Raw genomic sequence first — 26,404 nt, forward strand, 5'->3', positions numbered from 1 at the left:
GCAACAAGGTCCGGGCATGCCGCCATATGATGAGAACGGAAACGGGCGATAGTCGCATGATCGGGAACGGTTTCCCTTCCAGCAGATATTGGAAATTCAAATCTCTCCGGCAAGCCGATTCAATACGACGGGAACTGAAAATCTGGTTCATGCTGGCATAAATAACGATGGCCAGTAACTGGCGTGGTGAAGCCTGATTTTTCTCGATACGAGAATACGTCTGGTACAGCGGTGATAAATCCATCCTTTCTATGAGCAGCTTCACTAACCGCACGGGATCGTCATCCGGAATCTGAAATGAAATATTCAAGGGAAGTGATAGTTGATAAGGCGCTTCCCATATTGTATAATTGACATGCGTATTTAGTGTCGTCATAACTCTATTTTACGCGCAATCCCGGGCTTTTTACAGTCCGGGATTTGTTTTTTTCAGATTTTTTTGTTCAGCCCTAATGGATACGGCTGCCTGGCCCCTGGCGGGTGACATTGCGGGAACGACCTCGGTCCGGCGCGGTCCGGGTAGGCCGTGCCGGATGCCGTGCGTGCTATTTGCGTCCGGCGTGCTGCTTTGTTTGAGCGCAGCGAGTTTCAGCACGCCAGCAAATGGCACTCTCGGCAAGAGGAGTGGAGCACGCGAACCAGCTAGGGGCCAGGTGGCCGATGCCAACCTCTTCAGAAGAATCCCTCAGACCGCCGTTGGCGGCCAGCTCCCCTTCACAGGGGAGCCTTTTGGTCGCTCCTGCGCCTGATTTCCAGAGTCTATTGCGGCAAAGCCGCTTCTGAGTCCGAGCAAACCGTCCACGAAGAACGACCATAAAGCTATGATGTTTTTGCATACATAAAAAGAGCCTGTGCACGATTACGTGCGACAGGCCCTTTTTTTTCATATATTCCGTGCGACGAGTTTTTCGAGTGGTTCGTCTGGCCGCTGGAAGGGGATATCCGGTTTTTCTGCCAGGTAATCCAGGGCAAAGCCCAGGCAGGTGGCAGCGCCGTAGGTCAGGCCGTCTTCGTCGAGGTCGAATTCCGGCGTGTGGTGATTGGCACCGCATCCTTTTTCTTTGTTTTCGATGCCCGTAAAGGTCAGGACGCCGGGATAGAGGCGGGACGTGATGGCAAAAGTTTCCGAAGCCATCCAGGGTGTGCAGTCCGTCAGGGCGTCGGCGCCTATGTACTTTTCGACGGCTTTTTCGGCGATGGCCACGCAGACCGGGTTGTTCTGGACTTCAAAGAGCGGCTCCGGCATGTGCAGGATGTCGTAACGGCAGTCATAGGTCTGGCAGGCATTGGCCAGGATGCGCTTGAATTCTTCGTAGAAGCGCCTGCCTGCATGGTCGTAGCTGAAGAAGCGGCACGTACCGGCAAAGGTCAGGCTGTTGGGGATGACGTTGAGGACGTCGCCACTGTGCAGGCTGCCGATGGAGAAGGTCAGACATTCTTTCGGCGGGACGGCCCGCATCCGCAGGGCCTGCATGTTGCCGTAGAAGTCGTGGAAACAGTCGATAGGGCTTTCAGCCAGGTCCGGCCGGGAGCCGTGGCCGCCGTGGCCGTCGATGCGGATTTCAAAGCCGAAGCCGCCGGCCATGGGCGCGTCGTGGCAGACAGAGACTTTGCCTGCCGGGATGTCCCAGCGGACGTGGGTCGCATAGCAGGCGTCGATATGCCAGGGGCTTTCTGTTTCCAAATAGCGCAGGAGATATTCCAGAGGGCCCGATTCTTCTTCGCCCCGTTCAAACATCAAGACGACGGTTCCGTCCCACTGGTCTTTCCAGCGCTGGAGGCATTTTGCAGCCATGAGCTGCATGGCCATATGGCCGTCGTGACCGCAGGCGTGCATGACGCCGTGATTCTGAGAGCGGCAGACGCGCGGGCACGATAAATTCCGTTCGCCTTCTTCAATGGGCAGGGCATCGACGTCAGCCCGTAAGAGCAGCGTCTTGCCAGGGCCTTTGCCGTCAATCCAGGCGATGAGGCCGCCCTTGTCGACCAGGCGGTAAGAAATGCCATATTCCTCCAGCTTTTTGGCAATATAGGCCAGGGTCTGGTCTTCCTTTTTGGACAGTTCCGGATGTTCGTGGAAATGGCGGCGCAAGGCGACGAGTTCACCTTGTTCTTTGCGTACTTCTTCGAGAATATCGATCATCTTTGCTTCCCCCTCTGTGTTATTCTTCAATCCCTATGCGGGCGGCAAGGCCCCGGTCAAAGGGATGCTTGATTTTCTTGATTTCTGAGACGTAATCGGCCAAGTCCAGGAGGGCCGGACTGGGGTCGCGGCCAGTCAGGACGACTTCCGTATGGGCCGGTTTGTCCTTTAAGAAATCGAGGACCTGCTCTTCCGGGACGAGGCCCAGGGCGCAGGCGCCGACGAGTTCGTCGCAGACGGCCAGGTCGGGATGGTGCATTTCGCAGAAGTCCCGGACTTTTTGCAACAATGCCGTCTGGGCCTCACAGGTGGCCTGTTTTTCGGCGTCAGTCATCTGAAAGGTGAATTTCAGGATGGCTTTGCCCCGCAGGACCGTGACCTGCGGCAGGGCCTTGAGAGACTCCAGCTCGCCTGTCGGCCGGCCCTTGAGGAACTGGGCGAAAAGAATCTTGCCGCCCCGGCCGGCACAGCGCAGGACCAGGCCCAGCGAGGCCGTCGTCTTGCCCTTGCCGTCGCCGCAATATATATGTATTAAGCCTGTATCCATCATATCACCTCTCATTAACTGTTAGTCATTCACTATACTGTGGCGGGCGCCCCACGTGGGCGCCCCTACGGGGGTTATTATACCATAATCAAAAAATGGCAGGTAGTGGTCAGGCCCATCCATTCGTGATATAATATAACATCAGTTAATTTTTTTTAGAAAGGAAGGCCGGGAAGATGGAAGAACGAGCCCGACAGCTATTGACAGCTTTAGAGGATGCAGGCTTTGAAGCCTATGTCGTCGGCGGTGCCGTGCGCGACCTGCTTATGGGAAAAGAACCGCACGACTATGATATCGCCACCTCTGCCCGGCCTGATGATATCCGGGCCGTCGCCGCCAAAGAGGACTGGCACACCGTCGAGATCCACGGCGAAGCCTTTGGCATCGTCGTCGTCGTCATTGCCGGCCAGACCTTTGAAGTCGCGACTTTCCGCGGCGAAGCCTATGGCGAGGACAGCCACCGGCCGGATACGGTCTGGTATGCTGATACATTGCGCGAAGATGTCCTGCGCCGTGATTTCACCGTCAACGCCATGGCCATGGATTGCCGCGGCGATATTTACGACTACGTCGGCGGTCAGAAGGATTTGCGCAGGAAACGGCTGGTCACCGTCGGCAATCCGGTCCGCCGCTTCCAGGAAGATGCCCTGCGTCTGTTTCGGGCCTGCCGCTTTGCGGGACAGCTCGATTTCATGGCCTCGAAAGATCTCGTCAAAGCCATGCCCCAGGCCTTTGGCCGCGTCCCCGGCCTATCCCTGGAACGAGTCGTCAACGAAATGGACCGCCTCATGGTCACGCCGGCGGCGTACCGGGGACTGGACATCCTCGTCCGCACCGGCCTCGGCGCCTGCTCGTGCCGCCAGAAGGTGAACGGCTGTTATGAAGCTGTCCCCATCCTGCCGGAATTGAGTCATCTGCCCGACACGCCGCAGTCGAAACCGTTCCATCTCTTCGATGCCTGGGTACACACCCTGGCGACCGTCGCCAACACGCCGCCGGATCTGACCATCCGATATGCGGCGTTGTTTCACGATGTCGCCAAAGGCCTACCCGGTATCCGCGGCGTCCATAAGGGCCGCTATACCGATTACGGCCACGATGCCAAGGGCGCAGAACTGGCCGAAGCCATCCTGCTGCGCTGGCACAAGAAACCGGCCTTTGCCCAGCGCGTGGCCTGGCTGGTCAAGACGCATATGAAATTCCATTTCTTTGCCAATACGGCCGAAGGCGACGTCGAGAAATGGCTTCGCCATGAAGCCCTCGATGGCCCTTTCCATCGGACAGAAGAACTAGTCGAAGCCGTCGGCCAGGCTACGGCTGTGGCCTGCGGCGATATTTTAGGCTGCGGCCATGCCGACGCCAGCACAGAAGGGACGGAATCCTTCGGGGCCTATATGGCCATGCTGGCTGAGGCCATGCCAGTCAGTACCAAGGACCTGCACTACGACCGACGGATTCCCGATGCGTGCGGCCGCCGTACAGGCGACTGCCTGCGGATCCTCTTGAAGCGGGTCCAGAACCAGGACCTGGAAAATGAGGCTGATGTACTGGCCGATGCAGCCCGGCGCTGGATGAAGCGCCATGAAGGGGAAGGGCATCATGAATAAAAATGAAAAGAACCTGACCCATCGCATTTGCAGCCGCATGGTCATTTGCATGGCTATTTTGGCGGCTATCGGCTTTGGCACCGTTACCCGCTTGTTTATAGAGCAAGTCATCCATCATGACAAAAACGTGGCCTCTGCCCAGGAACAGAGTCAGATTGAACGGAACCTGCAATCGCCGCGGGGCATGATACTCGACCGCAATGGCAAGGTCCTGGCCATCAGCGAGATGTCCAAGTCACTCTATGCCGACCCGACCATGCTCAATGAAGACCCGGCCATGGTAGCCGATTTACTGGCGCCTTATCTCCGCATCTCGAAGGATGAAATTGAACGGCGCCTGAAAGAAGATACGGCCTTCGTCTGGCTCGACCGCCAGATGGACCACGAAAAATATGAAGCCGTCGAATCGCTCATCAAGGAAGACAAGCTGCACGGCCTGGCTTTCCGCGATGAAAACCGCCGTTTCTATCCGAACGGTTCGATGGCTGCCCAGGTCATCGGTTTTGTCGGTGAAAATGACCACGGCCTGGAAGGCCTGGAAATGATGCTGGACGATGAAATCCGCGGCAGCAAACAGACTTTCCGCCTGCAGACCGATAACCATAACATCCCTGTCTTTTCGTCAGCCCTGGAACGGATCCTGCCCAACAAGGAACGGTCCGTCTGCCTGACTTTGGACAGTACCATCCAGTACGTCGCCGAAAAGGGCCTGGACGGCATCATGGCCCGCAGTCATCCTCAAGGTGCATCCATTATCGTCATGAATCCCAAGACCGGTGAGATATTGGCTATGGCCAGCCGGCCTACGTATGATCCCAATGATTACAGTAAGGGAAATAAAGAAGCTTACAAGAACCGGGCTGTCGTCAACGTCTACGAACCGGGGTCGACCTTCAAGCCCCTCATGGCCGCTGCCGCCCTGGATTCGGGGAAATGGCACATCGGCGATGTCTATCACGACACGGGTTCTGTCCACGTCGCCGACCGGACGATTTACAACTGGGACCACAAGGGCATGGGCGACGTGACCTTGCGGGAAATCATCATGTATTCCATCAATACCGGCATGGCCCATGTTGCCGTGACGACAGGCGGCAAGACGCTGACCGATTACGCCCGCCGCTTTGGCTTTGGGACGATTACGGGCATCGAATTGTCCGGTGAACAAGAGGGCATCCTGTTCGATCCCGATAAGATGTCCATCGTCGATACAGCCACGATGGGCATTGGTCAGAGCGTCGCCGTCACGCCCCTTCAGATGGTACAGGCCTTCAGTGCCATCGCCAATGAAGGCCACATGATGAAACCTTTCCTGGTCAAGGAAATCGATAATCCTGACGGTTCCATTTATAAAAAGACAGAACCGACAGAAGTAAGGCAGCCCATCAATGCCGGTACGGCTGAAACGATTAGCAAGTTCATGGGCGAAGAAGTCGCTATCGGCGGCGGCCAGAGCGCCAAAATCGAAGGCTATCGCTTTGGCGGCAAGACCGGCACGGCCCAGAAGAAGACCGAAGACAGCACGGGCTACGCCGAAGGCCAGTATGTCGGCTCCTTCATCGGCTTTGGTCCCTTGGAAGACCCGCAGTTCCTGGTCCTCATCGTCGTCGATGACCCGCAGGGCGTCTATTACGGCGCCCAGGTCGCTGCGCCGGTCTTCAAGGAAATGATGACCGAAATCGTCCGCATGAAAGGCATCCGTCCGACGGAAGCGATGGACCAGAAACCGCTGGGTTCCGTCGTCATGACGCCGGCTCATGCCATTCCGCCCGTCCATATTTCCAGTGATGGCGTCCTCATGCCGTCTTTCATCGGCTGGAGTACGAGGGAAGTCAACGACTGGCTCAATGAAGCGGGCTTAGGCTTTATCCCCAAGGGGATGGGGAAGGCCATCCAGCAATCGCCGCAGGCGGGCAGTTATGCACCGCAGGGCAGTAATGTCACCGTTATTTTCAAACGGAATCCATAGAATAACAGGGGGAACTAGTTATGCAATTACTCAACGGCCGGGAAGTGGCCGCATTTCATCGCGAACGGGTGGAACGCCGCCTGGCCGATATCCAGGAAGAACTCCATATCCAGCCGGAACTGGCCATCATCCTCGTCGGGGATGATGCGCCGTCGGCCATGTATGCCAGATCCATGCAGAAGACGGCCCGGGCCGTCGGCTTGAAGGCAGAAATCTATCAGAAACCGGATTCCATCAGTGAAGTAGAGCTTTTATCGCTCATCGATAAGCTCAACGAACAGGCTTCTGTCTTCGGCATCCTGCCCATGATGCCCTTGCCGCGCCACTTGAACAGCCAGCGCATCATCGACTGCATCGACCCGAAGAAAGACGTCGATGGCCTGACCGATGTCAACATCGCCCATTTATATACGGGACGACCGGGGTTCGTGCCCTGTACACCGCGGGCAGTCATTGCCATCCTCGATTATTACCATATTTCTCTGAGTGGCAAGGATGTAGCCATCATCGGCCGCAGCAACGTCGTCGGGAAACCGCTGGCTCAGCTCTGCCTGAACCGCAACGCCACGGTCACGCACTGTCATACGCGCACGAAAGACCTGAAAGCCGTCTGCCGCCGGGCAGACCTGGTCATCGCCGCTGCCGGGAGAGCCGGCTTAGTGACAGGCGATATGATAAAACCCGGTGCTGTAGTCATCGACGTCGGCATCAACCGCGTCGATGGCAAGACTGTCGGCGACGTCGCTTTTGATGAAGCGGCCGCCGTGGCCGGGGCCGTGACACCCGTGCCGGGCGGTGTTGGCGCCGTGACGACGATGATGGTACTGGAAAACGTCGTCTGCGGCATCGCCCGGACAGAAACTATTTTATAAAAGTGAGGGAGTAATCTATGCATATCTTAGATAATTTCATGATTCATTATTTACGTCGCTTCGATAAACACTGCTTTACGGTACAACTTCACGACAAGACCTACATCATTGGCGAAGGCCAGCCGTTGTTCAACGTTATTATTCACAAAGACATTCCGAAAAAAGAATTGCTGGCGTCGACGTCGCTGGCACTGGGCGAAGCGTACATGCGCAAAGACGTCGAAATCCAAGGCGATTTGTTCACGGCTCTTCGCTGCTTCTTATCCCAGACGAGCCAGTTCTCGCTGGATAAATCCTTGTTCAAACGCATCCTCTATCCGTCGGAATCGAAATCGGCTCAGAAGAAACAGGTTTCGTCCCACTACGATCTGGGGAATGACTTCTATGCCAAATGGCTCGATCCGTCCATGAGCTATTCCTGCGCATACTTCAAGAATGAAGACGACAGCCTCGAACAGGCACAGCATAATAAAGTCCATTACATCCTGGAAAAACTCTACCTCAAAGAAGGCATGACCCTCCTCGATATCGGCTGCGGCTGGGGCTATCTGCTTATCGAAGCTGCCAAGAAATATGGCGTCAAAGGCTATGGCTGCACACTCAGTAAAGAACAGTGGAAAAAAGGCCAGGAACGCATTGAAAAACTGGGCCTCCAGGACCTGGTACAGATCGACCTCATCGACTACCGTGACCTTGTCGCCGAAGGCCGTCAGTACGACCGCATCGTCAGCGTCGGCATGCTGGAACACGTCGGCCGCTCCAATTATCCGCTGTACATGGAAACAGCCAGCCACCTCTTGAAGGACGGCGGCATGTTCCTCCTCCATTACATCAGCGGCCACGACGAAAGCATCGGCAACCCGTGGATGCGCAAATACATCTTCCCGGGCGGAACCTTGCCGTCGCTCCGCGAAATCGTCAGCCTCGCTTACGACGATGACTTCCAGGTCATCGACGTCGAAAGCCTGCGCCGCCATTACTATAAGACCCTCATGTGCTGGTTCAATAACTTCCAGAACGTCCGCGATGAAGTCATCGCTGCCCGCGGCGAAGAATTCGCCCGCATGTGGGACCTCTACCTCTGCGGCTGCGCCGTATCCTTCTACATCGGCAACATCGACATCCACCAGATCCTCATGACCAAAGGCACCAAGAACGACCTGCCCATGACCCGTTGGTACTAATGTAGTAGGGGACGCCCAAAGGGCGTCCCGCAGGTCGCAGGCCGCAGTTCGCAGTTCGCAGGCCGCAGGTCGCCGGTCGCAGGGACGTCCCCGCGGCTCCCCTGATAGGGGAGCTGGCCGCCGAAGGCGGTCTGAGAGGTTGATTTTCTATTCACTACAAACTGAAAATTTAATACTCCCAAAGAGACTGTCGCACATGCGGCAGTCTCTTTTTTTACGAACCACGAGCCACGAACCACTTTCACTCTCCTATATACGCGTAAAACGTATAACCACAGCTGCTTTGATGATAAAATAGCATAAATAGTATGCTTGACTTTTATATCTACAACGGCTATACTAAAAGTACAGAAAGAGTTAAACGTTATACGAATCCGGATGAATTATCTTTGAATAGTAGAAAAGGGGAGTGTCTCTTATGATTAAACAGATCGTGAAAGCCTTAGACGGCAACGAAGCAGCTGCTGACGTTGCGTATAATTTTACTGAAGTCGCTACGATTTACCCGATTACTCCGTCGTCGCCGATGGCAGAACACGTCGACGTCTGGTCGGCCAATGGCCGTAAGAATCTCTTTGGCCAGCCCGTCAAATTAGTTGAAATGCAGTCCGAAGCCGGCGCTATCGGTGCCGTCCACGGCGCTTCGGAAACGGGCAGCCTCTGTTCGTCCTTTACGGCGTCGCAGGGCCTGATGCTGATGATTCCGGTCATGCACCGCCTGTCGGGCGAATTGAAACCGGTCGTCCTGCACATTGCCGCCCGTACCGTTGGGACTCACACCATGTCCATCTTTGGCGACCATTCCGACGTCATGGGCTGTCGCAACACGGGCTGGGCTATGCTCTGCAGTGCCAGCGTCCAGGAATGTGCCGACCTGGCAGCCGTTGCCCATCTGTCGACCATCAAAGGCCGCGTTCCGTTCATGCACTTCTTTGACGGCTTCCGCACATCCCACGAAATCCAGAAAATCAAGATGCTGCCGGCTGAAGAACTGGGCAAACTCATCGACCGCGATGCTCTCTATCATTTCAAACACACCGGCCTGAACCCGGAACATCCGGTTATGCGCAGTACCGTTACCAACCCGGATATGTTCTTCCAGTCCCGCGAAGCCAATAACCCCTGGTATCAGCGCCTGCCCTACATTGTCCAGGACTACATGGACAAGATCAGCGAACTGACGGGCCGTCCGTACCACCTCTTCGATTACTACGGCGCTCCTGACGCAGAACACGTCGTCATCGCCATGGGTTCTGTCACCGGTGCCATCCAGGAAACTATCGACAAGCTCTGCAAAGAAGGCAAGAAAGTCGGCTTCATCCAGGTCCACCTCTATCGTCCGTTCTCGCTGGAACACTTTATGAAAGCCATGCCTGACACGGTCCGCACGATTACCGTCATGGACCGCACGAAAGAACCGGGCGCCCTGGGCGAACCGCTCTACGAAGATGTCTGCGCAGCCATGTCCCACGTCAAACAGGACGTCACCGTCCTGGCCTGCCGCTATGGCCTGTCGTCGAAAGACGTACCGCCGGCATCGATCAACGCCGTCTTCACCAACATGGATTCGCTCCAGCCGAAGAACCACTTCACCCTGGGCATCATCGACGATGTTACCCATCATTCCCTGGCCGACGTACCTATCACAGTCGACACGGAAGGGACCATCAGCTGCAAGTTTTGGGGCTTTGGCTCGGACGGCACGGTTGGTGCCAACAAGAACTCCATCAAGATCATCGGCGACAACACGGATATGTATGTCCAGGCTTACTTTGAATACGATACCAAGAAATCCGGCGGCGTCACCAAGTCGCACCTGCGCTTTGGCAAGAATCCGATCCGGGCTACGTACTATATCAAATCGGCGGACTTCCTGGCCTGCCATAAACAGGCATACATGGGGACTTACGATATTGTCAGTGAAATCAAGGACGGCGGCATCTTCCTGCTCAACTGCAGCTGGGATAAAGACGACGTCGCCAACCACCTCAGCAATAAAGTAAAACGCCAGCTCGCTTCCAAGCACGTCCGCTTCTATATCATCAATGCCACCAAGATCGCCGAAGAAATCGGCCTGGGCAGCAACCGCACCAATACGGTCCTGCAGGCAGCTTTCTTCAAACTGGCCAACATCCTGCCCATCGACGATGCCGTGAAATACATGAAAGACGCCATTGCCAAGACCTATCTGGCCAAAGGCGAACAAGTCATCGCCATGAACCAGGCTGCCGTCGACCGCGGCATTTCGGATATCGTCGAAGTCACTGTACCGGAAGCATGGAAAGACCTGCCGTCTGACCCCGTCGTCGAAGATACCCGCGATATTCCGGAATTCATCAAGAAAGTCGTCGAACCGGCTAACCTGCAGCTCGGTGATACCATCCCGGTCAGTGAATTCGTCCCCTATGCCGACGGTTCCTACCCCCTGGGCACGACGAAATATGAAAAACGCGGCATCGCATCGACCGTTCCTGAATGGGACCTGGAAAAATGCGTCCAGTGTAACCGCTGCTCCCTGGTCTGCCCGCACGCCGCTATCCGTCCGTATCTGGTAACGGCTGACGAAAAAGCCAAGGCTCCGGCTGACTTCAAGACCAAGAAAGCCATCGGCAAGGGCCTGGAAGACTATGAATTCCGCATCCAGGTTTCGCCGCTCGACTGCTACAGCTGCAGTGCCTGCGTCAATGCCTGCCCGGCTCAGGCCCTGACCATGAAGCCGCTGGAAACGCAGCGTCATGAAAGCGTCGACTGGGATTATGCCCAGACACTCCCTGAAAAACATACGACTCTCGATAAATTCTCCGTCAAAGGCAGCCAGTTCCATCAGCCGCTCCTCGAATTCAACGGCGCATGTGCAGGCTGTACGGAAACGGCTTACATGAAGATCCTGACCCAGCTCTTCGGGCCGCGCATGATCGTCGCCAATGCTACGGGCTGTACCCAGGCTTGGGGCTCGGCAATGCCCAGCATCCCGTACACGACGAACTGTGAAGGCTTCGGGCCGGCCTGGTCGAACTCGGTCTTTGAAGACAACGCAGAATTCGCCCTCGGCATGTCCCTGTCCATGGAACAGCAGCGCGATGCTATCCGCATTAAATCGGAAGAACTCCTGGGCCTGACTGACGGTGCCCTCCACGACGCCATCAAAGCCTGGATCGATTCCATCGGCGTCGCTAACGAAGGCGAAGTCACAGAAGGCATCAGCCGGACATACATCAAAGAATTGATGGCTGCTCATCTCACCGGCCGGGCTGCAGACTTGCAGAAAGAAATCCTGGCTCATAAAGAACACATCATCAAGAAGACCATCTGGATGTATGGCGGCGACGGCTGGGCTTATGATATCGGCTACGGCGGTCTGGACCACGTCCTGGCTATGAACGCCAACGTCAATATCATGCTCGTCGACACGGAAGTCTACTCCAACACTGGCGGCCAGTCGTCGAAAGCTACGCCAATCGGTGCTGTCGCTCAGTTCGCTGCATCGGGCCGCAAGTTCAACAAGAAAGACTTGGGCCGCCTGCTCATGACCTATGGCCATATCTATATCGCCCAGGTCGCCCTCGGCGCTGACCCGAACCAGCTCATCAAAGCCATCAAAGAAGCAGAAGCCTACAATGGCCCGTCCATCATCATCGCCTATGCACCGTGCATCAACCATGGCATCAAAGGCGGCATGGGCAACGCCCAGCACGAAATGAAACGCGCCGTAGACTGCGGTTACTGGCACCTCTATCGCTACAACCCGCTGCTCAAAGAAGAAGGCAAGAACCCCTTCATCCTCGACTCCAAAGAACCGCAGCAATCCTTCCGCGAATACCTCATGGGTGAAACGAGATATGCTGCCCTGACGAGAACCTTCCCGGATATCGCCGAAGAACTCTTTGCCAAGGCCGAAGAATTCGCTAAGAAGAAATACGAAACTTATAAGGAATTGGCTGATAAATAGGTAAAACACGCTAATGCCATATACACACCCGAAAACAGGGCTGCCCCCAAAGGCGGCCCTGTTTTCGCACACTCGGACTCAGATGCGGCAGAGCCGCGACAGACTCAAAAGAAGGACATCGCCTCGGAAACCAAGCCTCCCCTCATAGGGGAGGTGGCCGTCAGGCCGAAGAGGCTGAAGTTCACCAATGTCTATCGATGATCAAAAAGCAACCTCTCAGTCAGCTTGCGCTGACAGCTCTCCTATGAGGAGAGCCATTGGGAAAGCCTCTCCTCATAGGGGAGGTGGCCGCTAGGCCGGAGAGGTTGAAGTTCAATATATTTTAAAAGGAGGTTCTATGAAAACGCTTCCCTATTCTAAAGAAAATATATCATTTGCCCGTTTATTAAGGAAAAATATGACCAAAGAAGAACGTCACTTATGGTATGATTTTTTACGGACGTATCCAGTGAAATTTTATAAACAACGACGAATTGGTAATTATATTGCCGATTTCTATTGCAAAGAAGCAGGGCTCATCATTGAATTAGACGGTGGGCAGCACTATGATGAAGCCGGTATGAAGTCAGATCAGGAACGGACAGCTGTATTGGAATTCTATGGATTGACGGTCATCCGTTTTACCAATTTGGATATCCATAAAAATTTTAGCGGAGTTTGCCAAACTATTCATCAATACGTCAGTGAGCATAAAGGCTGTTCCTGGTGATTAAAAAGCAACCTCTCAGTCAGCCTGCGCTGACAGCTCTCCTATGTGGAGAGCCATTGGGAAAGCCTCCCCTCATAGGGGAGGTGGTCGCCAGGCCGGAGAAGTTGTCTTTCAAATTCTCCTTTTTTTGTGATAAAATAAAAGAAAAAAGCAGGTGATAATGTGAAGAGAATATGGCTCATCCGTCATGGCGAAAGTATTGCCAATGCCGGCGAAGCGACGCAGGATCATCGCAATATTCCCTTGTCGGAATTGGGGCTCAAGCAGGCGCAGGCCTTGGCTTTACAGATTCCTAAGAAACCGGACCTGATTGTCACGTCGCCTTATCTTCGGGCGCAGCAGACGGCCATGTGTACAATAGGGCGGTTTCCTGATACGGTGACGGGGATTTGGGACTGTGTCCATGAATTTGTTTATTTGGCACCGGCGACGTGTGTCGGGACGACGTCGCAGCAGCGGCGGCCGCGGGTCATCAATTATTGGCGCAAACTCGACCCGGACTATGTCGACGGCGAAGGGGCCGAAAGTTATCGCCAGCTCATCGGGCGAATCGAACGGACCTTATCTCTGCTGCAGCGGCGGCCGGAGCAATTCATCCTGGTCTTTACGCACGCCCAGTTTATCCGCAACCTGCTCTTGGTCTATGAAAATCCGGGCAGGCCTGTAGAAGAATACATGGCCGCTTTCCGCCGCAGCCGCCCGGTCCATAATGGACAGATTGTTGAAATTACGATGTAAAGGAGAAATTACCATGGAATTACAATATGGACCCAATAAAATCTGGATGGAAAATGAAGCTGGAACGGTCGTAGCTGAAGTGGACTTCGTCGAACGGGAAGACGGCAATTACGACATCGTCCACACCTTTGTCGACGACAGCCTGCGCGGCCAAGGTGCCGCTGGCAAACTCGTCAAAGCCGCAGCTGACGAAATACGGCGGCGCCATAAAAAAACGGCCACCAGTTGCTCCTACGCCGACGCCTGGTTCCGCCGCCACAAAGACGAACAGGATTTACTTGGATAATCAGGACGAGAATCCACTTGATTTATCTACATTCATGATAGAATGAGAATAGAGCTAGCTCGGTGGTGGGACATCGGCTCTCCTCTAGTTTTAGTGTTTGAAGAAGGCCGTGTACCACAAGTACGCGTTTTTTTTTCATATTACAAGTTTATCGCTTGCTTAACACTCGAAAAAAGCTGCCTTCGTATGGCAGCTTTTTTCTTACTGAAGGACTTTCACCCGTTCTTCGATGGGGACTTTTACGATGGGTTTTGGCGGTTCTGTGGGATGGCCGAAGGGCATCTGGGCGATGAGCTGCCATTCTTTGGGAACGCCTGTGAGTTTTTTGACTTCGTCGTCGATGAGGGGGTTGTAGTGCTGGAGGTTGACGCCGAGTCCCAGGTCGGTCAGGGCGGTCCAGACGGCGAACTGCATCATGCCGTTGGCCTGCTGGGCCCAGATGGGGAAGTTCTTGGCGTAGAGCGGGAACTGGGAGGCCATGTTGTCGACGATGGTCGTGTCGTCGAAGTAGAGGATCGTGCCATAGGCTGCGGCGAAGGAGTTGATCTTGGCTTCCGTCGTGGCGAAGTTGGCTGGCGGGACGATTTTGCGGAGCGTATCCATGGTGATTTTCCAGATGGCGTCGTGCGTTTCGCCAAAGGCGATGACGCTTTGCCGGACTGCATGTTGAAGGCCGACGGTACTTCGCGGATGACGTCTTCGATAGTCTTGGTAATGGTTTCCTGGGGAATCGTGACGTCTTTGCTGAGGGTGTAGTTCGTGCGCCGGTTGCTGACGGCTGTGATGAAGTTGGTCATAAGAGCACCTCCTGAATTTACAAATCATTTCCTAATTGATAGTAATTATTAGTTGTTTATTGACTAAAGTATACCATAGTGAAGAAAAGAAGTCAAGAATCATGACCCCTTGACAGCAAGGCTTTTTTCATGATATTATTTATACATTGCGTAAGCAAAATTTAATTTCTTGAATTACTAATATGAGGTGATGTAGAAAATGGCAACGAGGAGAGACCCGCGTTTTAAGGAATGTCGCCGGTTCGGAGTTAATGTGTACGGACACCCTAAGGCATTAAAACGCGTACGTAAAGATCAGCGTCAGAAAAAAATGTCTGAATATGGCACACAGTTATTGGAAAAACAGAAACTTCGCGCATACTACAATTTGCTCGAACGTCAGTTTGTCCGTTATTATGATAAAGCCAAGAAGATGGAAGGCGTTACTGGCCAGAACATGCTGAAATTGCTGGAATGCCGTTTGGATAACCTGGTATACCGTATCGGTTTTGCAAACTCCATCCGCCAGGCACGTCAGATGGTCAACCACGGCCACATCCTGGTCAATGGCAAACGCTGCGACATCCCGTCGGCACACGTTAAAGTTGGTTCCGTTATCGCTTTGAAAGAAGCTTCCCGTTCCAACGAAATGTACAAAAAATCTTTCCAGGAATTGAAGACTTTCGATGTACCGTACATCGAAAAGAACTTCGACGGCTTCGAAGGCACACTTACCCGTATGCCCGAACGCGACGAAATTCCGGTAGAAATCAACGAAACACTTATCGTCGAATTGTACTCCAAATAAGAGCTGTTTGATGGTAACAAAAAGGCGCTGTCGCATGAAGACAGCGCCTTTTTTTGGGGGTTAGCAGTTAGTGGCTAGCTGATGATTTTATAAAACAAGGGACTACGCATGGTGATATGAGACTGCATGCGATAGTCCCCTTTTTTTGTTTGATGTTAAAGGCAACCTCTCAGACCGCCTTCGGCGGCCAGCTCCCCTATAATGGGAGCCTTTCGTCAAACATTCATGTCACGAGCCACGAGCCACGAGCCACGAGCCACGAACCACTAGCCACTAACTTACCGTCCTTCAGAGAAGTCCAGGCCTTTGTCGGTGGCGTAGTATGTGCCTGGTTTTTCGCCGGCTTCTACGTAGCCTTTTTGTACCAGGTCGTCGATGAGGGCCGGGTCCGGTGTTCCGGGAGCGAACATTTCTTTCGGCGTTCCTTCTTCGCGTTCGACGGCGGCGATGAGGGCGGCTTCTTTGTCGTCTGTCGTCGGTGCTTTTTGGACGTACGTCAGGTCGGGCAGGAACATGGGGTATTCCTTGTGGGCCAGGAGAAAGAAGCGGCCTATGGCGATGGCCTGGCTCAACAGGTTGCCTTCTTCGGTCTGGATATCCATTTCATCGCAGATGACGTCGAGCTGGTTCGACGGGAAGTGATAGAGTTTCTTGGCGACTTCCAGTGTATCGGCATAGCAGAAGGCCGGTGCGTCGATGCCGTAGATGTGCAGGGCGTGGGTCAGGCAGCCCATGACGAAGGGCGCGTTGTGGGCGACCAGGGTCTGACTTTCGATGAGGTTTTTCAGGCCGGCCTGCCAGTATTCGCCGAATTCATCGGCCTTGGAGAGTTCGTCCCACTGATAGCGGCCTTTGACGGCAGACAAGTTGTTTTCTGGCGGACGGATGTAGAAGTAACGCGTATCCTTCAGTTCGCCGTGGTCGAATTCAGCCAGGGCCAGGAGACAGACGGAATAGGGCTGTTCGTTGGCCAGTTCCAGGGCGACGGCCGTGAAGTGCTGCGGGAAGCGGCGCAGTTTCCCTTTTTCTTCGATGGGATATTTGTAATAGCCGTCATTGGGCTTGATGTCGTACTGGTGCAGGTTGGCGACTTTGACGTGTTCCTTCTTGGCCAGTTCCTGCTGGACCTTCGCCTTGCGATGGCGCTTGCGCAGGGCCGACGTGAGGGAATAGAGGACGGCAGCGATGAAGACGATAGTGACGATCGTCGTAATGATGTGGATCAGGGAATCCATGGAATATCAAATCCTTTTCAATAATTTTTGAGCCTTATTCTTGGAAGAAATTCATGTCGTAACAGGCCCGGAAAGCGCGGTTGGCCGCATTGCCGTTGGCAGACAGGCGGTCTGTCGTCTTGACTTCCGGATTGGGCAGGGACAAGGTGGACACGACGTTGCCCTGCAAATCGTAGCCGACATCGCCGAGAGTCTGTGTTTTTACGGTCTGGGCTTTAAAATTGTAGAAGAAATTGTTATCATAACCTTGGACCGTGTTGTTGGCATAGTCATAGGTCACGACCGTAGCCCGGATGATGTAGTACGGCGGATCGTAGCGGACGGACTGGATGGTGTTCATGTCGATATACGATTCGGTCGTGTCATCGTGGCCGACCTGGACGAAGCGGGGGTTGTCATCGAGAAATGTGGCGGATGCCATGAAACTGAAGACGCAGGCAAATGTGACTGCCAGAGCGGCAATTTTTTTGAACATAAGACATACTTCCTTTCCCTGTCTCTTCCAATCGAGGCAGTTTATACATATATTATATCGGAATCATGAAACATTACAAGAACGTATATTTTTCAAGTAGGACTTTTGCCCTTTCGGGTCGAATAATAAATAATATAAGATAGAAGAGGTGATCATATTGGATGTGATATATATTGGCCTGCCTTTCTTCTTTTGGCAGGAAGATGAGTCGGAGCACGGCCTCGATGTCCACGTGACGGAAGGCTTCCAGAAGCTGGGTTCCCACGTGTACCCCCTCAATGCCGGCGACGACGCGGAAGAAATCTGTTCGGCTTATAATTGGCATACATCCTTTGTCGATGAAGACGAAGACATTACGCCGTCGGAAGAATTCATTTCAGAGCATGTCTTGTGGGACGACTTCCGCCTGCTCTATATTTCGGCAGCTGCGGCTACGTCGGAAGACGAATACACGCAGTTCGTCTGTCATACGGCAGAGTTCGCCAAAGAGAGCGGCCTCGTCGTGGCAGCGGAAGTCGTCGACGGCGACGATGAAGACCCGTATCCATGGCGCGATAAGGCGACGGTCCTCTGGTCCCGCGGCGATATCCTGCCATCGGGAGGTCCGGCCTGTGCCGTGCGCTTGGCCCTGGGCAGGGGCATCACCATTGCCAGCCAGGGCGAAGAACGGACCTATGACGTCCAGGTCGTCAGTGAATGTTTCATCCCTTCGTTTTTACAAGGATTGCTGGAAGGGCGCGATCCCTTTTCCATCATAGAATCTTATGTATCTTAAGTTAGGAGGTATTTATCTTGAACAGTAAAAAAAATGGAAGAACATCCTTTGCGGGCGGCCATTCTCACTATCAGCAACAGCCGCACTTTTTCAGACGATACGAACGGCCTGCTCATCCAGTCGGCCTTGGCCAATTACGGTCATCAGGTCGTCGACTATCAGATCGTCAAAGACGACAAGGCCGAAATCGAACGCCATCTCCATGAATGGGTCTGCAGCGTCGACCTGGTCATCACCAGCGGCGGTACGGGCATGGCCAAGCGCGACGTGACCATCGAAACGGTAGAAGCCCTGTTCGATAAGAAAATCCCGGCTTTCCAGTCGATGATGACGTATTTCGCCTATCGCCGGGCCTGCGGCGTCCAGGCCATGGCCTACCGGACGACGGCCGGTATCATCCACCAGTGCCAGGTCTACTGCCTGCCGGGCCTGCCGAGCCTCATCAAAATCGGCATGGAAAAGGTCATTTTGCCGGAAGCCTTTCATTTGTATTCGGAAATCAAGAAGTAAATGGATACGTCTAAAATCATACTTGTCACCGGCGGGGCGCGGAGCGGTAAGAGCGCCTTTGCCGAACGCTATGCTGCCGCCCTTCCCGGGCGGCATGCTTATGTCGCGACGGCCCGCATCTTCGATGAAGAAATGGCCCAGCGCATCGCCATCCACCGCAAGCGCCGCCCGTCGTCGTGGCAGACCTGGGAAATCCCGCAGGACCTGCCAGAGACGATGGAACGGCTGTGCCAGTCGTCGGACGTGGCCCTCGTCGACTGCCTGACCCTCTATTTTTCTAATTATCTCTTTGCCCACGACGGCGAAGACGACGAAGCTATCATCGACGGCGCCCTGGCCGAACTGCAAGCGGTCCTGGCGGCTTTCCGCCAGGCCGGCGTGACGGCCGTCCTGGTCACTAACGAGCTGGGCTGCGGCATCGTGCCCATGGAACACGTGAGCCGCCTGTATCGCGACCTCATGGGCAAGATCAACCAGGCCGCTGCGGCCGAAGCCGATGAAGTTTACTTATCGGTCTGCGGTATTACGACGGAACTGAAGCATCAGACCGTCTGCCTGCCGGAGGTGAAGTCATGAAGGCCTTTCTCATTGCCCTGCAGTTCTTATCGCGCATCCACCTGGCTTCGCAGAGCGTCTGGCGCGATGAGGATTTCGGCCGGTCCGTCCTGTTCTTTCCCCTCGTCGGCTTGATCATCGGCCTGCTTTTGGCGGCGCTCTATTGGGCGTCGTCTTTCCTTTTTGACGCCTTTGGCCGGTCGGCCCTGGTCGTCGCCTTCTGGTTCTACCTGACCGGCGGCCTCCACGCCGACGGCTATATGGATACGGCTGATGGCCTCTTTTCCGGCCGCAGCCGCGAGCGGATGCTGGAAATCCTCAAGGACAGCCGCGTCGGCGCCGGCGGTGTGACGGCTTTCGTCTTCCTGGTCCTCTTGAAGGTAGCCTTCCTCAGTCAGCTGGCACCGGAAGCAGCCCTGCCGGCCCTCGTCGGTATCCCGGCAGCGGCCCGCTTCGGGACTTTGATCAGCATCTTCCAATTTCCCTATGCCCGCGAGCAGGGGCTGGGCCGGGCCTTCGTCACTTACGCACCGGCTCATACTGTAGAAAAAGCCCTGGTCCTGGCCCTGGTGCCGGTCTTTTTCTGCGGGCCCTTTTATCTGGCCCTCTTAGGTGCGGCCATGCTCCTCTCTTTGTGGGCCAACAGCCGCATCAGCCGCAAGCTGGGCGGCGTCACGGGCGATACGTATGGCGCCGTCCTCGAGGGCAGCGAAATGGCCCTGCTCCTGATGACGGCCGTCGGTAGCAAGCTGGCCGATTTCTTGTTATAATGGGACGGCACGAATGTTGAATTACTTATAGGGAACTTACGGAGGATTACGATGATAAAATTATATTTAGCACGTCATGGTGAAACAGAAGGCAATGTCCAGCAGTGGTATCAGGGGTCGACCGACGTCCCCCTCAATGAACACGGCCTGGAACAGGCCAGGTGCCTGGGTGAATTTTTCCGCCATGTCCATCTCGATGCCGTCTACAGCAGCACGCTCCAGCGCGCCAAGGTGACGGCCGAATGTGTCGCTGCGCCGCATCATCTGGATGTCGTCGCTTACGATGAATTGAAGGAAGCCGATTTCGGCGTCTGGGAAGGCCATACGTATCAGGAAATCACGACTCAGTGGCCAGGCGAACTGGAAGCGGTCTATGCGTCGGACGGGACCTTGCCGGCCCGGGGCGGCGAATCGTTCTGCCAGGTCCGGGACCGGACATTGAAGAAGACGCGGGAAATCCTGTCGCATCACAAGGACGGCGACAGCGTCTTCATGGTATCCCACGGGGCGGCCATCCGCTGCCTGCTCTTCGGCCTGCTGGGCCTCGATATGAAGCGCATCTGGTGCTTCCAGCAGTTCAATACAGCTTTTAACATCATCGAATATTACGGCGACCGCAATGTCATGACCCTCATGAACTGCACGCAGCATCTGGAAGGCCTGACGGGGTACCAGCCCCAGTGGGACAAGATGCCGTCGTTATAAGGAGGCATCATGGCAAAGACAATGCGCCTCGACAAGCTCCTGGGCCATACGGGCTGGGGGACGCGGCGGGAACTCAAGGAATTGTGCAAAGGCGGGCACGTGACTGTCAATGGCGCCGTCTGCCGCGACAGCAGCCAGAAAATCGACCCGGCAGCCGATGCCGTTGCCGTCGATGGTCAGGCCGTCCATTATAAAGAGTCTATTTATCTCATGCTCTACAAGCCGGCCGGCGTCGTATCGGCTACGGAAGACAACGTGTCGCCGACGGTCATCGGCCTCTTGCCGCGCCAGTACCAGGGGGCCGGCCTCTTTCCCGTAGGCCGCCTCGACAAGGATACGACGGGCCTCCTGCTCATCACCAATGACGGGACCTGGGCTCATGGCATTACGTCACCGAAGAAGCATACCGATAAGATATACGACGCCGTCGTCGAAGGGGATATCCCTGAAGATGTAGGGGACCGCTTTGCCAGCGGCATCGTCCTCGACGATGGCCTGCACTGCCTGCCGGCCAAAGCTGTCCAGACCGGCCCCCGGTCCCTGACGGTCGTCGTCCAGGAAGGGAAGTTCCATCAGGTCAAGCGCATGTGTGCCGCCGTCGGCCTGAAAGTCGTCCAGCTGCACCGCCGCTCCATCGGCAGCGTCGTCCTCGATGACGGTTTGGAGCCAGGCCAGTTCCGGCCCCTGACCGATGAAGAACGGGAAGCGTTGCGCAGCTAGAGCCGGTGATTTGCAATTTTATCTTTTCAGCCAGTGGAAAATATGGTATTATAAAATATGATTGAATTACTATAGGGTGATAGGGGGATACTATGATAGAACAACGAATCGCCCGCCTGCGCGCTTTTCTCCAGGAACACGATGCAGACGGCGTCATTATCGTCCAACCTGAAAACCTGCGCTACTTCAGTGCCTTTACGGGTGGTGAAGGGGCACTGGTCATCGGCCTGGACCAGGCCGTCTTATGGACTGATTCCCGCTATACGGAACAAGCTGCCAACCAGTCCGGGGCATGGTACGATATCAAGAACCACCACAATGCCTTATCGGCCTCCATCCGTTCGTCACTGAACGACATGGAAATCGGCGTGGCAGCGTATGAAGAAAATTTCCTGACCCATTTCATGTACGAAAATATTTCCGACGGAGCCTTATGCGGCTTCCTGCCCTGCGATTTGACCAGCCTGCGGGCGGTGAAGGAACCGTATGAGCTGAAAGCGACGCGCAAGGCCAGCAACATCGCTGACCGGGCCTTTGCTGATTTATTGCCGTACATCAAGCCCGGTGTCACCGAAAAGGAACTGGCTGCCCGCCTGGAAAGCAATATGCTGCTCTTAGGCTCGGAAGAAAAGTCCTTTACGACTATCGTCGCATCCGGCAAGCGCTCGGCCATGCCCCACGGTACGGCCAGCCCGAAAGTCGTCGAAGCCGGCGATTTCGTCACCTTTGATTTCGGCGCCGTCTGGGAAGGCTACCATTCGGATATCACCCGGACTGTCGTCGTCGGCAAGGCGTCGCAGGCCCAGAAGGATTTCTACAATCTCATCCTGGAGGGTCAGAAGCTGGGCGTATCGCTCATCAAGGCCGGCGTTTCCCGCCGCGAAGTCGATTTTGCCGTGCGCAACTACTTCGCCCGCTATCACGTCAGCCAGTATTTCACTCATTCCCTGGGCCACGGTACGGGCCTGGAGATCCACGAACAACCAGTCCTGTCGCCGCGTTCGACAGGCGTACTCGAAGAGAATATGATAGTCACGGTAGAACCGGGACTGTACATAGAAGGCAAGTTTGGCGTCCGCATTGAGGATTCCGTTGCCGTTACAGCCAACGGCTGTGAAATTTTAACCAAAACACCCAAAGATTTGATGGAGCTGTTATAGGAGGAGTTTACACATGATTACAAGTAATGATTTCAGACCAGGCGTAACTATCGAAATCGACGGCCAGGTATGGCAGGTCGTTGAATTCCAGCATGTAAAACCGGGTAAAGGCGCTGCTTTCGTCCGCGCTAAGATCAAGAACCTCGAAACGGGCGCTGTTGTTGAACGTACCTGGAACGCTGGCGAAAAAGTACAGGACGGCCACGTCGACCGCCGCCAGATGCAGTACCTCTATGAAAACGAAGGCATGTACTGTTTCATGGATAACGAAACATACGAACAGATCGAATTGAACAAAGAAAACCTCGGCGACGCTGTCCATTTCCTCAAAGAAGAAATGAACGTTTCCGTCATGATGTTCAAAGGCAAAGTCATCGGCATCGATCTCCCGGCTGCTGTCGAATTGAAAGTCGTCGAAACCGATCCCGGTGTCCGCGGTGATACAGCTACAGGCGGCAGCAAACCGGCTAAATTGGAAACGGGCTATGTCGTCAAAGTACCGCTCTTTATCAATGAAGGCGAAGTTCTCCAGATCGACACGAGAACCGGCCAGTATATCGGCAGAGCATAAGGTTAACGCAAGTCGTTAGCCGCCAGCCGCTAGCATAGGGTATCAAAGGGGCTTCGCACGTGCGACAGCCCCTTTTGTGGACTAAAGGGGTGATTCCCATGGAAACGACTGAAGTAAATGAATGGGGGAGTATCCATATTTCCCAGCGCGTCATTGCCTCTATTGCGGCTCTGACGGCGGCCCAATCGGCCTATGTCGCTGATTTGGGGACGAATATCGCCGAAGTGGCAGCGGAAAAGCTGGGGCGTACCCTTCCGGGCCGCGGCGTCGACGTCTCTATCGACGGCCGGCGCATCGAATTGACGGTCCGCCTGGTCGTCCGCTATGGCTGCCGTATTCCCGACGTAGCCCTGGAAGTGCAGAAGTCCGTCAAGGATGCCGTCGAAAAGGCGACGACCTGCACGGTTACGGCGGTCCACATCATTGTACAACAGTTAGTGTTTGGAGAGGAGGACCGCCATGGATGAGGAACAGGATTTTGCCTATGCCGTCAGTGCCAAGGCCCTGGGCCATATCGCCGAGACGGCCGGCCGCCAGGCCTCTGGCGTCGTCGCTATACGCAGCCGCAGCGCGGCCGTGACGGACGGCGTCGTCCATCTCCATCTGGCCGTCCGCGCCCGTTATGGCAGCGACCTGCACGGCCTGGCCCTGGATGTCCAGCAGCGGGCGGCTGAGGCCATCGACGCCATGGTCGAACCAGAGGGCCTTGATATTTCCGTTACCATTGAAGACCTGGCGGTACTGCCGGCTGAATAAAGTTATTACAGGAGGAAACTCGTGAGCAGACATAAAGCGCGCCAGCAGGCGCTCGAACTTTTATATTCCCGTGAATTCCACGGAGAAAATGATATCCAGTACAGCGAACAGGAAATCCTGGAAAATGATTACGTCACGACCGACGCCTTGACCGAAGACGGCCCGGAACTGAGTGATCAGGAACGCAATGACTATTGCACGTATCTCGTCGAAACGACGACGGAACACCGGGACGAACTGGATACGATCATCCGCTCCTTTGCCAAGGGCTGGGACATCGAACGGATGAACCGCACGGACCGCAATATACTGCGCCTGGCCTTGTGCGAACTCGTATACCCCAAGGAAAGCCTGGCGCCGTCCATCGTCCTCAATGAAGCGGTCATCCTGGCCAAGGAATTCAGCGGCGACAAGTCGGCGCGGTTCGTCAACGGTATTTTGGGCGCTTATGTAAGGTCCCAGGCCTGATGGACGTCTTTCTCGGCATCGATACCAGCTGTTATACGACGTCGCTGTGCCTCGTCGACGCGGCTTATGACGTCATCGCCGACGAACGCATCATCCTGAGCGTCGCCAAGGGCGGCCGCGGCCTGTCCCAGTCCAACATGGTCTATCAGCATACACGCAACCTGCCGGTCCTCTTTGAACGGCTGGCTGGCGTCCTGGCCAGTGCCCATATCCGGGCCATTGCCGTGACTGACCAGCCCCGGCGCCGCGGTGATTCGTACATGCCAGCTTTCCTGGCCGGCCTCGGTTATGGCCGGGCCCTGGCCGCCGTTCTGGGCGTGCCCTTGTACCGCCTGAGTCATCAGGAAAACCATCTCCTCGCCGTCCTGCGCAGCATGGGCTATATCGGCAGCGAGCCGTTCTACGGCATCCACCTGTCCGGCGGGACGACGGACCTGCTGCGGGCCGTGCCCGATGAAAAAGGCCTCGATATCACCCGTATCGGCGGCACCAGCGACATCAGTGCCGGCCAGTTCATCGACCGCATGGGCGTCGCCCTGGACCTGCCCTTTCCGGCTGGCGTCCATGTCGACAAGCTGGCTCAGACGGTAAATCCGCCCGTCAAGGAAGCTCATGTCTTTTGCCGCGATGGCCAGGTCAGCTTTTCCGGGCCCGAATCGCAGGGCCAGCGGCGCATCGCCGCCGGTGGGGAAGACCCGGCCCGCCTTTGCAGCTGGACGCTGTCGACGGTCTGGCGCGGCTTGGAGAGCCTCCTCGATTACGCCGCTGCCGATGGCATGAAACATCTCGTCGCCGCTGGCGGCGTCATGTCCAATGGCTACCTGCGCCGGCAGATGAGCGATTATTGCCGCCGCCATCAGATAGACCTGAATCTGGCAGCCGACGGCTTCAGTGCCGACAACGCGTCGGGCGCCGCCTTCTGGGCTGCCGTACAGGAAGGGAAGAAATCATGAAATATGCATCGGTTACGGACGTCGTCCGCCGCATCAAAGATGATATCCACGGCGATTACCGCTTGCAGAGCATCGCTATGGAAGGCAACATCATCGGCCTCAAGCGGGCGTCGAACGGCCATTATTATATGAATATCCGCGATGATCAGTGCTCCATCCGGGCCATCGTCTTCCGCAGCCGCGTGACGGCAGCGGTCCGGGCCGTCCGCGAAGGGGACCATGTCGTCGTCATCGGCGCCGTCAACGTCTATGAAAAAGGCGGCGCCCTTTCCTTTATCATTGAACAGCTCTTTTCCCAGGGGACAGGGTCTCTGCAGGCCCAGTACGAACGCATCAAGAATGAACTGGCGGCTCAGGGCTATTTCGACAGCAGCCACAAGAAGGAGCTGCCGCGCTTCCCCTGGCGCATCGGCGTCCTGACGTCGAAGACCGGCGCCGTGCTCCACGACATCTATAAGATTGCCGGCGAGCGCAATCCTTATGCCGAAATCATCCTGCATCCCATCCCCGTCCAGGGCGACGGCGTCGATACGGCCATCGCCAAGGCCATCGGCGAGATGGGCCGGCGCAAGGACCTGGACGTCCTCATCGTCGGCCGCGGCGGCGGCTCCATGGAAGACCTGTGGTGCTTCAACAGCCCGGCTGTGATCAAGGCCATTTACCATGCCAGCGTACCGGTCATTACGGCCATCGGCCATGAAACGGATACGACCCTGGCCGATTATGCCGCTGACGTGCGGGCGGCGACGCCGACCCACGCGGCCGAGATGGCTTTCTTTGACGTCAGCGAAGCGGAAATGGACCTGGCCGCACTGGCGGACCGGGCTTACGAACGGGTCATGGCCTGCATCGAAGACCGGCAGCGCTGGGTCGAACAGGCGGCGGGCCGGCTGAACCTGCAGCGCTACGATGCCTTCCTGGCCATGCGCGAAGCACGCCTGGCAGGCCTGATGGAACAGGCCGACCGCCAGCTGCGCCTCCATCTGGAACAGAAGCAGGGGAAGCTGAATACCCTGACGGCTTCCCTGCAGGCCCTGAACCCGGCAGCCTCGTGCGCCGCGGCTACGGCCAGCTCATGCAGCATGACAAGATCCTTACAGATATCCACAGCGTGTCGAAAGAGGCCCCGCTGACGATACAAGTCGTCGACGGGACGATTACGA

General features: G+C 55.5%; 28 protein-coding genes. 22 read left to right on the forward strand and 6 right to left on the reverse strand.

Going from position 1 to position 26,404, the window contains the following annotated elements:
* The 3 genes from NM10_RS13765 to NM10_RS04200 form a co-directional block, all read right to left on the reverse strand.
* A partial coding sequence (locus NM10_RS13765) for a transposase (RefSeq protein WP_192813545.1) occupies positions 1–310 on the reverse strand: 310 nt, incomplete at its 3' end.
* A gap of 573 nt (positions 311–883) precedes the next feature.
* Positions 884–2,143, reverse strand: a complete 1,260-nt coding sequence (locus tag NM10_RS04195; RefSeq protein WP_020310358.1) for a M20 metallopeptidase family protein — start codon at positions 2,141–2,143, stop codon at positions 884–886.
* Between the two features lie 19 nt (positions 2,144–2,162).
* On the reverse strand, positions 2,163–2,690 hold the full coding sequence (locus NM10_RS04200) for a cob(I)yrinic acid a,c-diamide adenosyltransferase (RefSeq protein ID WP_020310359.1): 528 nt from the start codon (positions 2,688–2,690) through the stop codon (positions 2,163–2,165).
* Between the two features lie 176 nt (positions 2,691–2,866).
* Between NM10_RS04200 and NM10_RS04205 the strand changes: the two genes are divergently transcribed.
* From NM10_RS04205 to NM10_RS04240, 8 genes are all read left to right on the forward strand, one after another.
* Positions 2,867–4,297, forward strand: a complete 1,431-nt coding sequence (locus NM10_RS04205; RefSeq protein ID WP_020310360.1) for a CCA tRNA nucleotidyltransferase — start codon at positions 2,867–2,869, stop codon at positions 4,295–4,297.
* Positions 4,272–6,266 carry a penicillin-binding protein gene (locus NM10_RS04210; protein WP_020310361.1) on the forward strand — a complete coding sequence of 665 codons (1,995 nt, stop codon included), beginning with the start codon at positions 4,272–4,274 and terminating at the stop codon, positions 6,264–6,266. Before NM10_RS04205 ends, NM10_RS04210 begins: the two co-directional genes overlap by 26 nt.
* A 20-nt stretch (positions 6,267–6,286) precedes the next feature.
* Complete coding sequence (locus tag NM10_RS04215) at positions 6,287–7,138, forward strand: bifunctional 5,10-methylenetetrahydrofolate dehydrogenase/5,10-methenyltetrahydrofolate cyclohydrolase (RefSeq protein ID WP_020310362.1); 852 nt, start codon at positions 6,287–6,289, stop codon at positions 7,136–7,138.
* A gap of 17 nt (positions 7,139–7,155) precedes the next feature.
* Positions 7,156–8,322 (forward strand): class I SAM-dependent methyltransferase, encoded by a 1,167-nt coding sequence (locus NM10_RS04220; protein WP_020310363.1) that lies wholly within the window; start codon positions 7,156–7,158, stop codon positions 8,320–8,322.
* A gap of 418 nt (positions 8,323–8,740) precedes the next feature.
* Positions 8,741–12,271, forward strand: a complete 3,531-nt coding sequence (gene nifJ / locus NM10_RS04225; protein ID WP_020310364.1) for a pyruvate:ferredoxin (flavodoxin) oxidoreductase — start codon at positions 8,741–8,743, stop codon at positions 12,269–12,271.
* Between the two features lie 337 nt (positions 12,272–12,608).
* Entirely contained in the window at positions 12,609–12,980 is a 372-nt protein-coding gene (locus NM10_RS04230) for an endonuclease domain-containing protein (protein ID WP_020310365.1), read from the forward strand.
* 162 nt (positions 12,981–13,142) lie between these two features.
* Entirely contained in the window at positions 13,143–13,718 is a 576-nt protein-coding gene (locus NM10_RS04235; RefSeq protein WP_020310366.1) for a histidine phosphatase family protein, read from the forward strand.
* 13 nt (positions 13,719–13,731) lie between these two features.
* Positions 13,732–14,004: a GNAT family N-acetyltransferase gene (locus NM10_RS04240; RefSeq protein WP_020310367.1), complete on the forward strand. Its 273-nt coding sequence runs from the start codon at positions 13,732–13,734 to the stop codon at positions 14,002–14,004.
* 201 nt (positions 14,005–14,205) lie between these two features.
* On the opposite strand, the gene NM10_RS04245 is transcribed toward NM10_RS04240, so the two are convergent.
* A complete protein-coding gene (locus NM10_RS04245) occupies positions 14,206–14,607 on the reverse strand; it encodes a nitroreductase family protein (RefSeq protein ID WP_020310368.1) in 402 nt (133 codons plus the stop codon).
* Between the two features lie 393 nt (positions 14,608–15,000).
* Here NM10_RS04245 and rpsD point away from each other — a divergent pair, with 393 nt between their 5' ends.
* Positions 15,001–15,588 carry a 30S ribosomal protein S4 gene (gene rpsD / locus NM10_RS04250; protein ID WP_014015950.1) on the forward strand — a complete coding sequence of 196 codons (588 nt, stop codon included), beginning with the start codon at positions 15,001–15,003 and terminating at the stop codon, positions 15,586–15,588.
* 278 nt (positions 15,589–15,866) lie between these two features.
* Here the strand turns inward: rpsD and NM10_RS04255 are convergent, their stop codons facing one another.
* Together NM10_RS04255 and NM10_RS04260 are read right to left on the reverse strand one after the other, a co-directional pair.
* Positions 15,867–16,823, reverse strand: a complete 957-nt coding sequence (locus NM10_RS04255; protein ID WP_020310369.1) for an exonuclease domain-containing protein — start codon at positions 16,821–16,823, stop codon at positions 15,867–15,869.
* Positions 16,824–16,857: 34 nt separating this feature from the next.
* Entirely contained in the window at positions 16,858–17,298 is a 441-nt protein-coding gene (locus NM10_RS04260; RefSeq protein WP_020310370.1) for a hypothetical protein, read from the reverse strand.
* A 163-nt stretch (positions 17,299–17,461) separates the two neighbouring features.
* Here NM10_RS04260 and NM10_RS04265 point away from each other — a divergent pair, with 163 nt between their 5' ends.
* The 13 genes from NM10_RS04265 to xseA all read left to right on the forward strand — a co-directional run bounded on the left by NM10_RS04265 (position 17,462) and on the right by xseA (position 26,374).
* Positions 17,462–18,073 (forward strand): hypothetical protein, encoded by a 612-nt coding sequence (locus NM10_RS04265; RefSeq protein ID WP_239639607.1) that lies wholly within the window; start codon positions 17,462–17,464, stop codon positions 18,071–18,073.
* 33 nt (positions 18,074–18,106) lie between these two features.
* Entirely contained in the window at positions 18,107–18,583 is a 477-nt protein-coding gene (locus tag NM10_RS04270; RefSeq protein ID WP_020310372.1) for a MogA/MoaB family molybdenum cofactor biosynthesis protein, read from the forward strand.
* Entirely contained in the window at positions 18,584–19,159 is a 576-nt protein-coding gene (gene cobU, locus NM10_RS04275) for a bifunctional adenosylcobinamide kinase/adenosylcobinamide-phosphate guanylyltransferase (RefSeq protein WP_020310373.1), read from the forward strand.
* Positions 19,156–19,908, forward strand: coding sequence for an adenosylcobinamide-GDP ribazoletransferase (gene cobS / locus NM10_RS04280; protein ID WP_020310374.1), 753 nt, complete (start codon positions 19,156–19,158; stop codon positions 19,906–19,908). The genes cobU and cobS overlap by 4 nt, the downstream gene beginning before the upstream one ends.
* Positions 19,909–19,959: 51 nt before the next feature.
* Positions 19,960–20,613 carry a histidine phosphatase family protein gene (locus NM10_RS04285; protein ID WP_020310375.1) on the forward strand — a complete coding sequence of 218 codons (654 nt, stop codon included), beginning with the start codon at positions 19,960–19,962 and terminating at the stop codon, positions 20,611–20,613.
* Between the two features lie 9 nt (positions 20,614–20,622).
* Positions 20,623–21,333 (forward strand): pseudouridine synthase, encoded by a 711-nt coding sequence (locus NM10_RS04290; RefSeq protein WP_020723808.1) that lies wholly within the window; start codon positions 20,623–20,625, stop codon positions 21,331–21,333.
* A gap of 92 nt (positions 21,334–21,425) precedes the next feature.
* The gene (locus NM10_RS04295; protein ID WP_020310377.1) at positions 21,426–22,493 is read left to right on the forward strand and encodes a M24 family metallopeptidase; all 1,068 of its coding nucleotides are present in this window, start codon (positions 21,426–21,428) and stop codon (positions 22,491–22,493) included.
* A gap of 13 nt (positions 22,494–22,506) precedes the next feature.
* Complete coding sequence (gene efp / locus NM10_RS04300; RefSeq protein ID WP_020310378.1) at positions 22,507–23,064, forward strand: elongation factor P; 558 nt, start codon at positions 22,507–22,509, stop codon at positions 23,062–23,064.
* Positions 23,065–23,162: 98 nt separating this feature from the next.
* Positions 23,163–23,531 carry an Asp23/Gls24 family envelope stress response protein gene (locus NM10_RS04305; RefSeq protein WP_020310379.1) on the forward strand — a complete coding sequence of 123 codons (369 nt, stop codon included), beginning with the start codon at positions 23,163–23,165 and terminating at the stop codon, positions 23,529–23,531.
* Positions 23,524–23,820: a hypothetical protein gene (locus NM10_RS04310; RefSeq protein ID WP_020310380.1), complete on the forward strand. Its 297-nt coding sequence runs from the start codon at positions 23,524–23,526 to the stop codon at positions 23,818–23,820. The genes NM10_RS04305 and NM10_RS04310 overlap by 8 nt, the downstream gene beginning before the upstream one ends.
* Positions 23,821–23,841: 21 nt before the next feature.
* Positions 23,842–24,288 carry a transcription antitermination factor NusB gene (gene nusB, locus NM10_RS04315; protein WP_020310381.1) on the forward strand — a complete coding sequence of 149 codons (447 nt, stop codon included), beginning with the start codon at positions 23,842–23,844 and terminating at the stop codon, positions 24,286–24,288.
* On the forward strand, positions 24,288–25,241 hold the full coding sequence (locus NM10_RS04320) for a metallohydrolase (protein ID WP_020310382.1): 954 nt from the start codon (positions 24,288–24,290) through the stop codon (positions 25,239–25,241). Before nusB ends, NM10_RS04320 begins: the two co-directional genes overlap by 1 nt.
* The gene (gene xseA / locus NM10_RS04325) at positions 25,238–26,374 is read left to right on the forward strand and encodes an exodeoxyribonuclease VII large subunit (protein WP_020310383.1); all 1,137 of its coding nucleotides are present in this window, start codon (positions 25,238–25,240) and stop codon (positions 26,372–26,374) included. The genes NM10_RS04320 and xseA overlap by 4 nt, the downstream gene beginning before the upstream one ends.
* The last annotated feature ends 30 nt before the right edge of the window (positions 26,375–26,404 follow it).

This window comes from Megasphaera sp. NM10, from assembly GCF_000417505.1.
GTDB lineage: Bacteria > Bacillota > Negativicutes > Veillonellales > Megasphaeraceae > Megasphaera > Megasphaera intestinihominis.